This window comes from Cupriavidus sp. 22TCCZM01-5, assembly GCF_057798915.1.
Map to the genome: position 1 here is coordinate 91,211 of NZ_JBYOJR010000011.1, position 12,469 is coordinate 103,679.

General features: G+C 61.7%; 15 protein-coding genes and 1 pseudogene. 2 read left to right on the forward strand and 14 right to left on the reverse strand.

What is annotated here, in order from left to right; translation table 11 throughout:
• Positions 1-101: 101 nt before the first annotated feature.
• The gene (locus AC3FNH_RS13245) at positions 102-377 is read left to right on the forward strand and encodes an ADP-ribosylglycohydrolase family protein (RefSeq protein ID WP_488720339.1); all 276 of its coding nucleotides are present in this window, start codon (positions 102-104) and stop codon (positions 375-377) included.
• Here AC3FNH_RS13245 and AC3FNH_RS13250 read toward each other — a convergent pair.
• Positions 318-515 carry a hypothetical protein gene (locus AC3FNH_RS13250; RefSeq protein ID WP_488720340.1) on the reverse strand — a complete coding sequence of 66 codons (198 nt, stop codon included), beginning with the start codon at positions 513-515 and terminating at the stop codon, positions 318-320. The two genes, AC3FNH_RS13245 and AC3FNH_RS13250, sit on opposite strands and share 60 nt — an antisense overlap.
• A 167-nt stretch (positions 516-682) precedes the next feature.
• Here AC3FNH_RS13250 and AC3FNH_RS13255 point away from each other — a divergent pair, with 167 nt between their 5' ends.
• The gene (locus tag AC3FNH_RS13255; protein WP_488720341.1) at positions 683-937 is read left to right on the forward strand and encodes an NUDIX hydrolase; all 255 of its coding nucleotides are present in this window, start codon (positions 683-685) and stop codon (positions 935-937) included.
• A 239-nt stretch (positions 938-1,176) separates the two neighbouring features.
• On the opposite strand, the pseudogene AC3FNH_RS13260 reads toward AC3FNH_RS13255, so the two are convergent.
• The 13 genes and pseudogenes from AC3FNH_RS13260 to AC3FNH_RS13320 all read right to left on the reverse strand — a co-directional run.
• Positions 1,177-1,375, reverse strand: a pseudogene (locus tag AC3FNH_RS13260) (VOC family protein); the annotation flags it as partial.
• 241 nt (positions 1,376-1,616) lie between these two features.
• On the reverse strand, positions 1,617-1,931 hold the full coding sequence (locus tag AC3FNH_RS13265) for a hypothetical protein (RefSeq protein WP_488720342.1): 315 nt from the start codon (positions 1,929-1,931) through the stop codon (positions 1,617-1,619).
• A 672-nt stretch (positions 1,932-2,603) separates the two neighbouring features.
• Complete coding sequence (locus tag AC3FNH_RS13270) at positions 2,604-3,068, reverse strand: cupin domain-containing protein (RefSeq protein ID WP_488720343.1); 465 nt, start codon at positions 3,066-3,068, stop codon at positions 2,604-2,606.
• Between the two features lie 697 nt (positions 3,069-3,765).
• Entirely contained in the window at positions 3,766-4,758 is a 993-nt protein-coding gene (locus tag AC3FNH_RS13275; protein WP_488720344.1) for a Bug family tripartite tricarboxylate transporter substrate binding protein, read from the reverse strand.
• 52 nt (positions 4,759-4,810) lie between these two features.
• Positions 4,811-5,665 carry a 3-oxoadipate:acetyl-CoA acetyltransferase gene (locus AC3FNH_RS13280; protein WP_488720345.1) on the reverse strand — a complete coding sequence of 285 codons (855 nt, stop codon included), beginning with the start codon at positions 5,663-5,665 and terminating at the stop codon, positions 4,811-4,813.
• Positions 5,666-5,758: 93 nt separating this feature from the next.
• Positions 5,759-6,652, reverse strand: coding sequence for an alpha/beta fold hydrolase (locus AC3FNH_RS13285; RefSeq protein ID WP_488720346.1), 894 nt, complete (start codon positions 6,650-6,652; stop codon positions 5,759-5,761).
• 70 nt (positions 6,653-6,722) lie between these two features.
• A complete protein-coding gene (locus AC3FNH_RS13290) occupies positions 6,723-7,238 on the reverse strand; it encodes an alpha/beta fold hydrolase (protein ID WP_488720404.1) in 516 nt (171 codons plus the stop codon).
• Positions 7,126-7,629 (reverse strand): alpha/beta fold hydrolase, encoded by a 504-nt coding sequence (locus AC3FNH_RS13295; protein WP_488720347.1) that lies wholly within the window; start codon positions 7,627-7,629, stop codon positions 7,126-7,128. The genes AC3FNH_RS13290 and AC3FNH_RS13295 overlap by 113 nt, the downstream gene beginning before the upstream one ends.
• A gap of 85 nt (positions 7,630-7,714) precedes the next feature.
• Entirely contained in the window at positions 7,715-8,512 is a 798-nt protein-coding gene (locus AC3FNH_RS13300; protein ID WP_488720348.1) for a substrate-binding domain-containing protein, read from the reverse strand.
• A gap of 42 nt (positions 8,513-8,554) precedes the next feature.
• Complete coding sequence (locus AC3FNH_RS13305) at positions 8,555-9,496, reverse strand: SMP-30/gluconolactonase/LRE family protein (protein WP_488720349.1); 942 nt, start codon at positions 9,494-9,496, stop codon at positions 8,555-8,557.
• Entirely contained in the window at positions 9,493-10,794 is a 1,302-nt protein-coding gene (locus tag AC3FNH_RS13310; protein WP_488720350.1) for an MFS transporter, read from the reverse strand. Before AC3FNH_RS13310 ends, AC3FNH_RS13305 begins: the two co-directional genes overlap by 4 nt.
• Before the next feature lie 12 nt (positions 10,795-10,806).
• Positions 10,807-11,631 (reverse strand): amidohydrolase family protein, encoded by an 825-nt coding sequence (locus AC3FNH_RS13315; protein ID WP_488720400.1) that lies wholly within the window; start codon positions 11,629-11,631, stop codon positions 10,807-10,809.
• 2 nt (positions 11,632-11,633) lie between these two features.
• On the reverse strand, positions 11,634-12,458 hold the full coding sequence (locus AC3FNH_RS13320) for an SDR family NAD(P)-dependent oxidoreductase (protein ID WP_488720401.1): 825 nt from the start codon (positions 12,456-12,458) through the stop codon (positions 11,634-11,636).
• Positions 12,459-12,469: the final 11 nt, after the last annotated feature.

The window sequence follows — 12,469 nt, forward strand, 5'->3', positions numbered from 1 at the left end:
CGAGGTGAGGGCCATAGGCGCTGTTCGCCCCGGTCATCGCACACCACAATGCGAATGCCCGAAATAAGGTCGACCCCGATCGTCCGCTGACTCGTGAGTGAGTGACGGGAAATGGCCGAGAGAACCTTCGAAGGTGTGGTCAAGCCGCCATCCTCTTCGATCACGATACGGACACCAGTGCCGCTATCACCGGCGGACTTGCCGGGATTCGCTCAGGTCTGGCAGGGGCGCCGACGCGATGGCTTGAAAAGTTGCGCGGGTTCGAACTGGTGGAACCGCTGATCGTCCGGCGGGCAGATAAAACCCGTAGTCGCCAATTAGCGAGTTCGCGCAACGGCGTGCAGGAATGCTTGGCCGTGCGGCGTGACGCGAGGTAGCTGTTGCCCTGAGGCCAGCGGTTCCATTGCCACAAATTGACGTTCCATCAGGGCGTGAAGGTCCGCACGATCTATTTCGATTTGATCCTGCGCATCGTTGACCAGCATCAGGGCTGCGAATTCATGCGGACTCAGCATTGCGTGTCTCCTTGATGGATTACTGTCGGCCTGCCTCTCACATCGATGTTGCTCTGCAAAATTTAGAGCAAACATACTAGCATTGTTAATACAATTCCCGGTGCACATCTTCCTCAGTGAATTCCCCTAACCCAAAAGCCGTATGCTGCGGGGCTCGGAGGGCAGTTATGCCGGGCAAAGCCGAAACGCTGGCAGAGACCGCGATCCGGGAGTTGGAAGAGGAAACATCCATGGTGGCCAAGGGGCTGGATTTTGCGTTCCAGATAATCGGTGCCACCACGGTGCACCATGTGTTCGTTGCGATTCTTGGCAAAGTCGCAATAGCCAAAGCCGAACCGAGAGATTCTGCACTGTCAATGGGTCACGCCATTCGACCTGCATGGGAATGGGACAGTTGTCAGTACCACGACACCCTGCGTTAAGCGGGGTCAACGCAAGCGTGCGGTGCTCGTGGCATTAGGCACTCCGTCATCGTGATTGGTTTGTCGACTGGACAAATTCCACCCGGCAATTCCTGGCAACCATAGACCATGTCATCCCGTTGGGTGGTCTTGCCTATCGATTCAATCGATAACCAACGTTCACGAATTGGATGGCCACTTCTATGGGAGAACCGACCGACCTCTGAATGTCTGAACTGCAGTGCGGGCGAGCGACGCCGGAATTTGTCCAGTTCAATTCCCTGTCCACAGCATAGCGAGGGTGGCTCGGACGTCTCCGAGACCTATGAGGCTCCCGACAGAAGGCCCTTCAACCGTGGTTTGGCCCTCAAACGCGAGGCCCAACTCAATAAAGAATGCCTTCACGGCTTCGAGGTCGTCCACAACTATCAGTACGTTGTCCATTCGCTTGACCGTCACGTTCTTCGGTCCCTCACGGTGTCACGAACTTGGAGAGTGGGCGTCCGGATCAACGGGTGGATGATTTTACCGAGGAAACAGCCTACCTAAGAGCTGCCCTTGGCGACCGGCTGCTTTCTGCCGGTCACGGATCAGCGCACTAAAGTGCTCCGTGCGCGCCAACACAATGACGCTCACATCAGACTTAAACGACGTGAAATACTGGACATGTCAGGATACACCGCTGCTTTTCCGGCCCGTCTTAGTGCCCCCCGCGCTTTGGCGGGTTCTTTTTGGGCGGGGCCTGCTCGAATTGGCTCTCGTCAGCCTTCGGCGCAGCGCTCTGCTGGTCGCCAACACTGGCTTCCTCTACCATGATCGCGTAGCTCGCCGGGTCCCATTGGAGCGTCTGCCTCTCCGAGCCGCCATCAAGAGGCGACACGGTTATTTCAACACCATCCTTCCCCATTTCACAGTCCAGGAAGACAGCGCAGTAGTTATCTCGCAAGACCAAAATGCGTCGTCCGGGGTACTGCTCCCGCAGGATATGGACCTTCTCGGTAAGTGCGATGAGCATGCGGCGACCCTCGGGCATTGTTCCCCTTAGACGAGCGAGCAAACCGGAGCGAGAAGTCGATTCTAGCTGCCGTCAGCCAGCCGCATATCCCCGCACTGAGGTAAAAACCACCCTTCTGATTGCGCTTTTTAGAATTCAATCGGTGCAAATATGGGGATACCACTGAACATGTGCATGTCATGACCCCAAGGGGACTAAGCTTCAGATACCAATCGCTGCAACCTGGTGTCTCGATGTCCGCGGGGCGGGTCGTAGCGAGCCGCTAGACCGAAAACAAGGGCGAAGTGATAGGGCGGTTCTGTTGGGTTGGGTACAACAGACAAACGGAGCTACCAAGCGGCTCTTCATGGCCGGTCACGGCCGGGTGCTCACCTCCAGGTCGCGGCCGTCCCTGACCGACCCGCTTGCGCCGTTGGCTTCTGCGCCATTTGGACGGCCGCTCTCCGAGGCTAACGGTCATCTGCACAAGGGCAGCAAACAAAGCCTTGCCTTCGGTTCACCGCGTTGAGCGATACCATGTGCCATGGCACCAAAGAAGATCAACAGTGCCGCCATGGAACCGTGACATGGTCCGACCTAGAGTTGGTCCCAAGAGAGCCCCGCTGTCCAATTGCCGTGGCGCCCCTCCAAGGCGAGGGGCGCCTTTGTTTTGACTGGAACTGCGGCATGCATTCAGCCTTTCATCTTCTCCTCGAGATAATGGATATCGAACGGCCCCATTCCGTGAATCTCGACAATGGTTGCCCGCTTCGTAAAGGCGTAATGCTGCGCCTTGCCAGGTAGATGGTGGAAGCCGCCGGCCACTAGCTGATGTGCCTTATTGATATCATACTTGTCACCTGACCCAAGATAGAGTGCACCGGAGAGAATCGTCAGGTTCTCGTCCTGCGTGTGCCAATGGGGTGGGATCTCGTATCCGGCCGGCAGCTTCAGCCGGATCACATACGAACCCCCCTTCATCGGGTCGCCGTATAGCACAGCAATCTTGGCTCCCTTTGGGAGCGTGTCGGGCGCATCTGTCCATTTGAGGGTCGCGGCATTCAGCATTTCCATCTTGTCCACCGGAGCGGCCTCCTGGCCGAACAGAGGAGGCGCGATGGCCAAGGCAAGCAGCAGAGCAAATTCCAGCCGTTTCATTTTTAGCCTCCCAGATCCGGTTTTCGCAGTCGCTATCAGCGCGGATTGCCTTCATGTTAGGAAAGAAGCATGACGATGCAAGCCGCGGTGCCGCAACTTTGGAACGGAAACGCGCCAGGGGAGGGACATTCTGGACGCCATCACGATCATGAAACCTTGTCCCGTTGTCAGACGCCTCTTAACTGGGCCAGGAGGGGCGCGCCGTGCCCCGGATCGAATACGACTGCTGTCGCTGAGTGCCCGGCCTTGGGCACGTCCGCGCCGACGAAATCGACGTTGGTCTTCGCGAATCCACTGGCTGGTTTCAGGTGCGGACGAGATGTGCGAATGTCCGAGCGATGAAGCAAGCGAATGACGCATCCTGGCCGACCTCCGCCGTCGGCTCACCGTTTTAGGGCCGACGGCGGTCGTCGGCGGCTGCGACCCATCTCTGCCATTTGGCTTGGACACGCCCGAATGGCGGCTATGGCACCGATAAGCCGTCTTTCGAACTCTGAGAACGGTGGGCCGATGACGGGCCGGTTTCGGTCATTCGGTACACGACCGAACCATGAGCGGATGCCCAACGCGGCGAACAATGGCCGCAATGGCGCAAGCTGACAACTAGGTTCTTTGGGAAGGGCTTGGGTTAATTGAACCGTCAAACAGGCGGGGAATGTGACCATGACCCCGGACGATGATGGTGTCTCCATCCCAGTCAACCTGCGGTGGCGCCAGTCTCCTTGACGACGCTGGTCCAGCGCACGTATTCGGCGTGAATCAGTTCCCGGTACTGGCCGGGGGTTCCTCCGGTCGGATCGGCGCCTTGCAGACGTAACGCCTTGACCACCGCTGGCGATCCGAGCGTCGCATTCAACTCTTTGTTGAGTCTCATCACCACTGGCGTAGGCGTGCCCTTCGGCGCCACGATTCCTTGCCAAGTCCCCGAATCAAAGCCCGGCAATACCGTCTCAGCGAGCGTCGGCACATCCGGCAACACGGATACGCGCTTGGACGTGGTTGCCGCAAGGGCGCGCAGCTTGCCATCCTTGATGAAGGGGAGTATTGCGTTGAGACTGCCTGACATCATGAAGTCGATCCGTCCGGCGAGGAGGTCTGGGAGGGCAGCGGCATTGCCTTTGTACGGTACGTGATTGAAACTGGTCCGCGTCTTGTCGGCAAACACCACGCTCGTCAAATGGTCGATGGTTCCGTTACCGGACGATCCGAAGTTGAGTTGGCCCGGCCTGGCCTTGAGCAGCTTGATGAAGTCAGCAGGTGTTTTGACTGGCGACGCGGCATTGACGAGCAGCACGAGTGGAACCTTTGCTGCATACCCGACTGGAGCGAAGATCTGATCAGGATCTAGCCTCGCATTCTTGTACAGTGCCGGCGAGATTGCGATGGATGAACTGTTATACAGCAGCGTATAACCGTCCGCGGGTGACTTGGCTACGTACTCGGCAGCGATGTTGCCGCCCGCGCCCGGACGATTGTCCACAATAATCTGTTGTCCAAGCCTCGCGCTCATATCGCGTGCAATCACGCGCGCGATAATGTCAGTCGGACCGCCTGCTGAAAACGCCACCACCAGCCTGATTGGCTTGGCCGGATATGTCTCCGCTTGTGCCCCTGCTCTCAGCGGGCAGACCATCGCGCCGACGATCAGACCGAGCGCCTTGCGGCGCCCGAATCCAAGATTGCTGTTCATCTGTCACTCCAAATATTCACGATTTGCACTTGCACGGTCCTCCAGCACACATCTATTGTGGCGTTTCAGCGTCCGCAATAGCCGGATGCAGGCCCAGCAACCCCCTGGCTTCGGCAACAGTTGCCACCGGCCGGCCGTATTCCTCACACAGCGCGGCAACCTGGCTCACCAGCGCGGCGTTCGACGGCGCCAGCATGTTCCTGTCCATCCGGACGTTGTCCTCCAGCCCGGTGCGGCAATGCCCGCCCATTTCCAGCGACCAGCGTGCCATCGTGAGTTGGTCGCGGCCAATGCCGGCGCCGGTCCACGTGGCGTTGGGCGCGAGGCGACGCAGTGTCTGGACGTAAAAGGCCAACACCTCGCGATCCACCGGCATGGCGTTCTTGATCCCCATGATGAACTGGATATGCAGCGCGCCGTCGATTTTGCCGGCCTTCTGCATTGCCACCGCCTGGAAGATCATCGACAAGTCGAACGCCTCTACCTCTGGCTTGACGCCATAGTTCTTCATTTCCAACGCGAGCCAGTCGACGAGGTCGGGCGCATTGTCGCAGACGCGGGTCGGGAAGTTGACCGATCCCGTGGCCAGCGAGGCCATGTCCGGGCGCAGCGAGATCATTCCGCCTCGCTCCCGGCCAGCGCCCGAGCGACCGCCGGTGGAGACCTGCGTGATGATCCCCGGCGCATGCTTTCGGATACCTTCCAGCACGCGGGCGAAGCGCTCGGGTTCGGAGGATGGCGTCTCGTCGTCGTTGCGCACGTGCAGGTGGACGAGTGTGGCGCCGGCCTCGAAGGCAGCCTGCGTGGATTCGATCTGCTCGGTGACGGTGATTGGCACCGCCGGATTGTCCTTCTTGCGCGGCAGCGAGCCGGTGATGGCGACAGAGATGATGCAGGGCTGGGACATGACTTGAATCTTCCAAAGGACGAGGCGGTGGCTGGCACGCGACCGGGGGTGGACTACCTACCGGCCGTCGCGCTGGCGCACTCCAGTGACGGGCTATCGAGCGGTCGAATACACGCGGTGCGCGAAGGCCGCGATCGCATCGGCCATAGCCTTGGGCTGTTCTGGCGCCAGGGCGTGTCCAGCGTTCGGGATGACCACCACGGTCACCCGGTCGCCCAGCATTGACTTCAAGACCTGCGAAAAGCGCCGGGGCGCCACGGCGTCATGTTCGGCCTGGAGGTCAAGGATGGGTGCCTTACCTGCGGCGAAGTAGTCGTCCACGGGGGTCGTGTTTCGCGCATGCGATTCGGCTTCGTGCGTGGCCTCGTGCCAGCCATCAAGCCACACCCTGGGGTCGTTACCCGGAGCGAAGAAGGCTTCGCGAAGGTAGGCCAACCGCTGCGACTCGGGCAGCCGCATGTCGCCAGCGCCATCGATGGCTTTGCGCATGTCGGCACTGATCGGCTTCTCGGTCGAGCCAGGCGGAACCTTGCCGGCCGAAGCCGCGACCAACACAACACCGCGCACCAGCTCGGGCCGGTCCACCGCGACCATGCGTGCCGGGAAGTTGCCCCAAGCGTGGCCGACCACAACGGCGGGCCCTTGTTTCTCGTTCTCGATGACCGCTGCAACGTCTGCGGCAAAGGCGTGCATGTCGAGGTTGGCCATTGGCCCCTTGCTCTGCCCGATGCCACGCGGCTCAGGGCGCAGCACACGGAAACCATCGGCGACGAGCCTGTCAGCGACCTTGTCGTAATCACGCCCTGAGCGGCCAAGCGACGGGAGGATGACGATCAACGGACCCTTGCCCTGCCGCATCACCTCGATTTGCACGTTGTTGTATTTGACCAGTTCACGGTCGATCTGATCAGCACCCGTTGCCGCCAGAGCAGAAAATGAAAGCATGACCGCCGCCAGTGCGGTGCAGCCGTATTTGATCAACTTCATGGTGTTCTCCTTGGGTTGGTTGTGCATGCCGGGCGAAGGCACCAGACTGCGTGTTGTTGTTTTGACCGGATCAAGATGCGCCTGCATAGACACGTCCGGCAAAGCGGGCAATTGCGCGGCTCATCGCCAACGGCTGCTCAGGCGCCATGGCATGTCCTGCATCAGGAATCACCTCCACCGTCACGCGGTCGCCCAGCATGGGCTTGAACACGTTGGGCACCACCACGGCGTCGTACTGCGCCTGCAGGTCGAGCATGGGAACGTTGCCACCGGCGAAGTACGCATCGACTGGTGTAACGTTGCGGGCGTGGGCTTGCGCATGGTGGGTATCGGGATACCAGCCGCCCAGCCACGGCTTCGGGTCATGGCCGGGCGCGAAGAACGCTTGGCGCAGATACCCCAGGCGCTTTGCCTCGGGCAGCGCGAGATTGCCGGAACCGTCAATCGCCTCGCGCAACCGGCCGTAAGGCTTCTCATTGGAGCCGGGTGGCAGCTTGCCTGCGGAGGCGGCGGCCATGACCAGGCCACGCACCAGATCCGGCCGATCCACCGCGAGCATGCGTGCCGGCCTGGCTACCCCAGGCATGCCCCACTACAACCACGGGGCCAGTCTTCTCCTGATCCAGCACGGCAGCGACGTCGGCCGCAAACGCATGCATGTCGAGGTTCGTCATCGGACCCTTGCTTTGCCCAATACCGCGAGGCTGCGGTCGCAGCACGTGCAGCCCATCGGCCGCGAGTAGGCGTGCTATCTCGTCATAGTCTTCTGCGCCGCGCCCGAGCGAAGGCAGGATGACAACCGTCGGCCCAGTCCCCTGGCTGAGGGTTTCGATCTGCACATCGCCGTGACTTACGAGCTTTCGCTGAACGTCTGCGCCGTTTTGCGCCGGTGTGGCGCAGGCAGCCACCGTCAGTGCCAACGCGGCGCCCAGAACGCACTTCTGCAACATCATGGAGTCTCCGTTTATCCGGGGCATGGCCCGGTTCTTCTTGATTCGGGCAACAGTTGCCCTATGCGCTTGAAACAGGCCTCGAGAAGCCGAGCAGCGGCGGTCGATCAGGTTATTTGGCGCGAATCGGGTCGAGCCCTGTCTGCATCAGTTTGGCGGCAACTTCTGGCGAGCGCAGATAGGTGATGAGCCCTTCGGCGGCTTGGCGCTCCTTGGCGTCTTTCGCCACCGCAACAGCAATCACGCTGGTCTTCTGCACCTCGGCCGGTAGCGGACCCACATATTGGATGCCACTGAATGCGCGCAGCTCGCTGATCTGCTGCAAGCCAAGATCGGCATCGCCACGCTCAAGCGCCGAGCCGACCAACTCCTTGCCCCGGATCAGCACGCTCTTGGCTTTCATTCGCTCGGCAATGCCCAGCCGCTCAAACAGCGTGCCAGTGATGTACGTACCGCTTGCGCCTTCAGAGAAGGCAACGGATTTGGCTGTCAGCAGCGCCTTGCGCAAGTCATCCACCGTGCGGATCGTGGGCGTTGTCAAGCCCTTGCGTACCGCCACGCCGATACCCGAGGCCACCAGGTCAACGCGTGATTCTGGAATGAAGCGTCCTTGCTTGACCTGCTCGGTCAACGCAGCCCCGATCATGAAGCAGACGTCCATCGGCTCACCGTTCTTGATGCGCATCGGCAAGGCGTCGGGCGAGCTTCCGTAGGACGGCCCCCACGAGATGATCAGATGATCGCCCGACTCGCGCTCGTACGCGGGTATGACCTGTTCGAAAGCCGCGTGCAACGCGCCCGTCGCCAGCACGTGGATATCGGCGGCCCAGGCCGCGCTGGTTGCGGCGATCAGCGGCATTGCACACAGCGTACGTGCCGTAAAACGGCGCACTCTGGATTGGAACGGCATGTCTTGTCTCATAATTCGTTCTTCGTTTGTGGGGTTACCGATTTAGACTGCCCCGCGTGTATTCACATACAGGGCATAGAGCGATGTGGTGGACGCCATGAACAGGCGGTTGCGGTGCCGCCCACCAAAGCAGAGGTTGGCGCAGCGCTCCGGCAGCGCGATGTGGCCGATGGCTGTGCCTTCCGGCGCAAACACACGCACGCCATCGAGTTCCGCCGTACCGGTTCCCCAACCGCACCATAGATTGCCGTGGATGTCGACGCGAAAGCCGTCGGGAGCACCGTCCGCCGCGTCGATCAGCACGCGGCCATTGGCCAGCTCCGCGCCTTTGACTACGTCGAATGCGACGATAGTCCGAGGCCGCGCACGCGACGCGACCACGTACAACGTGCGCCCATCCGGCGAGAACGCCAGCCCGTTGGGGCCGGGCACATCGTCGGCAACACAGTCCAGCCGCCCATCCTGCGGGTCAATCCGATAGATGCTTGCGGGCAACTGCGGTTCGCCGATCTGGCCCATGTAGTCACTCACCAGGCCGAATGGCGGATCGGTGAACCACACCGCGCCATCGCTGGCGACCACCACATCGTTGGGGGAGTTCAGTGGCTTGCCCTGGTATTCGCTCGCGAGCACGGTGACGCTTCCGTCGTATTCGGTGCGCGTGACGCGGCGCTGGCCGTGCTCGCACGCAATCAACCTGCCCTGTCGGTCACGCGTCAGGCCATTGGCTTTATCTGAGGGAGCACGGTATGTCGCCACGGTACCGGACGCTTCGTCCCAACGCAAAATGCGATCGTTAGGCAAGTCGGTCCAGTAGAGCGCCCTTGCATCGCCAAACCAGACCGGGCCTTCGGCCCACCGGCAGCCAGTCCACAGTCGCTCGACCTTGGCGTGCGGCAGGCGATAGTGCTCGAAGCGCGGGTCCAGGACGCGCACGGCCGGGTCAGGGGTGCGCAGGCTGGGGTGCCACCAATCGGTGCTCATCGCTGGCCCTCCTTGACGCGGGTAAGCAGGACCAGTGAAAGCAGCGTTGCCAGAACCAACATGGTGCCCATGCCGATCAGCCCCGCCTTGAACGAGCCGGTCGCGTCTTTCAGCCAGCCGACTATGTACGGTCCGAACAACCCGCCAAGGCTACCCACCGAATTGATGAACGCCAGCCCGCCTGCGGCGGCCTGCTTGTCCAGGAACGTGGCCGGGATGCTGTAGAAGCAAGTGCGCACGGACGACAGCCCCACCACTGCCACAGTCAACCCAAGCATGGCTGGCACGAGCGCATCCGATGCCACCGACACAAAGAAGCCCAGCGCCGCCACCGCACACGTGATCACCAGATGCAGCACGTAGCGCTGCGTGCGCGCCACCACGCGTGCCCAGCCCAGCATCACAAGGGCGCCCACGACATAGGGCAGCGCGGTGGCAAAGCCCACCTGCGTGTTCGACAGGTGATGCGTCTTGAGGATGGTCGGCATCCACACGCCGATGCCGAGAATGCCAATGATGTAGCTGAACAGGATGGCCGTTAGCAGCCAAACACGCGCATCTTTAAGCGCGGGCCCGAGGCGATGCTCCACAGCCGCGCTGCGCTCACGCTCAATGGCCGCCGCCAAGGCAGTGCGCTCTTCCGTTGTCAGCCACGTCGCGTTATCCGGCCTGTCCGTCAGCATGCGCAGGCAGAGCATGCCCAGCACACATGCCGGCAGCCCTTGCAGGATGAACAGCCATTGCCAGCCGTGCAGCCCAAGCCAGCCGTCCAGCTCCAGCATCGACACCGACAGCGGCCCGCTGAATACCGATGAGAGTGGAATCGCGGCAAGAAACCAGCCCATCATGCGCGTGCGATAACGCGATGGAAACCACAGCGTGAGGTAAAAGATCACGCCGGGAAAGAACCCGGCCTCGCCAATGCCGGCCAGCAGGCGAATGGCCGCATAGCTGTTGGGACCGACGGCCAGGCTCGTGCCGGCGGCAAACAGGCCCCAAGTGATCATGATGCGCGCCAGCCAGCGGCGTGCACCGTAGCGATACAACGCCAGGTTGCTCGGGACCTCGAACAGACAATAGCCGACGTAAAAGATGCCTGCCGCGAAGCCGAACTGCGACGCGCTGAGCCCCAGGTCATGGTTCATCGTCAACGCAGCGAAGCCGACGTTGGTGCGATCCAGATAGTTGACGAAGTAAGCTACCGCGAGCAACGGCACCAACCGCAAGGCGGCCTTCCGATACGCACGCTGCTCGGCGGTATCCTGCTTGAGCGTGGCATCAAGCGTGGTTGTATTCATTGAATGCCTCGATCAGAAATACAGTCGCTGCGGGTTATCGATCAGCACCGCTTCGGCCAGCGCCGGGTCTCCGCACACCTCGCGCACGAAGGCCAGCAGTTCGCCATCGTCCGGGGCATCGCCCTGGATGTTCGGATGCGGCCAATCTGTCCCCCAGATGGCACGTTCGGGGGCGGCGCGCAGTAGCCTGCGAGCCAGCGGCAAGGCGGCGGCCCACGGTGGTGCGGCGCCCTGCATCAGGCGATCGACACCCGAGAGCTTGATCCAGCGCTTCGGGTGCCGCAGGTGGCCCTCGAGCGCGCGCACCCGCCCTTCATCGAGGGGTGCGGTGGCATCCTGCCGGGCCATGTGGTCGATCACCAGCACCGTATCCAGGCCTTTCCATTCCTCCAGGACGGGCAGGATCTGGTCGAGCCGGCCGTGCAGAAGCACGTGCCAGCCCAGTGGTGCAATTCGCTCGGCGACCGCGCGCAATCGACCGAGGTCCCGATCCCCGGGCAAGTGCCCCATGAAGTTGAACCGGATGCCACGCACTCCCCCGTGGTGGAGCGTGCGCAACTCGTCATCGGTCGTGGCATGATCCACGAGTGCAATGCCGCGATACCGGCCGTCCGACATGGCCAGGGCCGCCAGCAACGCACTGTGGTCATTCCGGTAGCAGGCCGCCTGGACCAGCACGCCGTGCTCAATGCCGAGCCGTGCATGGACCGCCAGAAGCTGCTCCATTGGCGCCTCCGCCGGCTGGTACGCTGCATCGGCAGGGAGCGGATAGATCTCCCACGGACCATAGATATGGGTGTGGCAGTCCCACATACCGCCGTTCTGAAGTGCCTGCATGGTCAATCGCAGCGTGCAATCATGCCGCCATCCACCACCACTTCCGTGCCGGTGATGAAGCGTGCTTCGTCGGAAGCCAGGAACAGTGCCGCGTTAGCGGTATCGCGGCCATCTCCCATGAAGCCAAGCGGGATGCGTGCCAGACGGGTTTCCAGAAGCTTGTCGACATCGCCGCCAGACCGCTGCCCGGCAAGACGCGCCTCCACCATTGGCGTGTGCAACTGTCCCGGCACGACGGTGTTGACCCGGATTCCCTTTTTGGCGTATTCCACAGCCACCACTCTGGATAGCTGGATGACACCGGCCTTGCACGCGGCGTAGGCAACCTGGGCCGATCCGGTCCAGCGCAGTCCGGATGTCGAGGCCGTATTGACGATCGCACCGCCGCCGACATGCTCCATGGCCGGGATCACGTGCTTGCAGGTCAGGTATACGCTCTTCAGGTTGAACGCAATCTGCGCATCCCACTTCTCCTCCGGCAGATCGACCGGGCCGCCCGCCGCGGAGCCGCCGACATTATTCACGAGGATGTCGACACGTCCGTATTTTTCGACGCAGGCGTCGACCATGGTCTTCACTGCGGCGCTGTCGGTGACATCACACGTGTAGGGGGTCACGTCACCGCCAGCATCGCGCACCCGTCGCAGCGTTTCTTCCATGGTTTCCATGCTCTTGTCGACGGCGAAGACGCGTGCGCCAGCCATGGCGAACAGGACGGCGACAGCGCGGCCATTGCCCCAGCCGGGCCCAACGCAACCGGCGCCGGTGACGATTGCCACCTTGCCTTGCAGACGGCCGGCGGACGAAACAGTTGCTGATGAGTTCATCGTATCCACGA

What these genes read in the sequence shown, in the direction of transcription:
- AC3FNH_RS13250 (WP_488720340.1), bottom strand. Translation starts at nt 515, where the DNA reads ATGCTGAGTCCGCATGAATTCGCAGCCCTGATGCTGGTCAACGATGCG.
- AC3FNH_RS13270 (WP_488720343.1), bottom strand. Translation starts at nt 3,068, where the DNA reads ATGAAACGGCTGGAATTTGCTCTGCTGCTTGCCTTGGCCATCGCGCCT.
- AC3FNH_RS13290 (WP_488720404.1), bottom strand. Translation starts at nt 7,238, where the DNA reads ATGCCTGGGGTAGCCAGGCCGGCACGCATGCTCGCGGTGGATCGGCCG.
- AC3FNH_RS13265 (WP_488720342.1), bottom strand. Translation starts at nt 1,931, where the DNA reads ATGCTCATCGCACTTACCGAGAAGGTCCATATCCTGCGGGAGCAGTAC.
- AC3FNH_RS13275 (WP_488720344.1), bottom strand. Translation starts at nt 4,758, where the DNA reads ATGAACAGCAATCTTGGATTCGGGCGCCGCAAGGCGCTCGGTCTGATC.
- AC3FNH_RS13255 (WP_488720341.1), top strand. Translation starts at nt 683, where the DNA reads ATGCCGGGCAAAGCCGAAACGCTGGCAGAGACCGCGATCCGGGAGTTG.
- AC3FNH_RS13300 (WP_488720348.1), bottom strand. Translation starts at nt 8,512, where the DNA reads ATGCCGTTCCAATCCAGAGTGCGCCGTTTTACGGCACGTACGCTGTGT.
- AC3FNH_RS13315 (WP_488720400.1), bottom strand. Translation starts at nt 11,631, where the DNA reads ATGCAGGCACTTCAGAACGGCGGTATGTGGGACTGCCACACCCATATC.
- AC3FNH_RS13305 (WP_488720349.1), bottom strand. Translation starts at nt 9,496, where the DNA reads ATGAGCACCGATTGGTGGCACCCCAGCCTGCGCACCCCTGACCCGGCC.
- AC3FNH_RS13295 (WP_488720347.1), bottom strand. Translation starts at nt 7,629, where the DNA reads ATGCCCCGGATAAACGGAGACTCCATGATGTTGCAGAAGTGCGTTCTG.
- AC3FNH_RS13280 (WP_488720345.1), bottom strand. Translation starts at nt 5,665, where the DNA reads ATGTCCCAGCCCTGCATCATCTCTGTCGCCATCACCGGCTCGCTGCCG.
- AC3FNH_RS13310 (WP_488720350.1), bottom strand. Translation starts at nt 10,794, where the DNA reads ATGAATACAACCACGCTTGATGCCACGCTCAAGCAGGATACCGCCGAG.
- AC3FNH_RS13285 (WP_488720346.1), bottom strand. Translation starts at nt 6,652, where the DNA reads ATGAAGTTGATCAAATACGGCTGCACCGCACTGGCGGCGGTCATGCTT.
- AC3FNH_RS13320 (WP_488720401.1), bottom strand. Translation starts at nt 12,458, where the DNA reads ATGAACTCATCAGCAACTGTTTCGTCCGCCGGCCGTCTGCAAGGCAAG.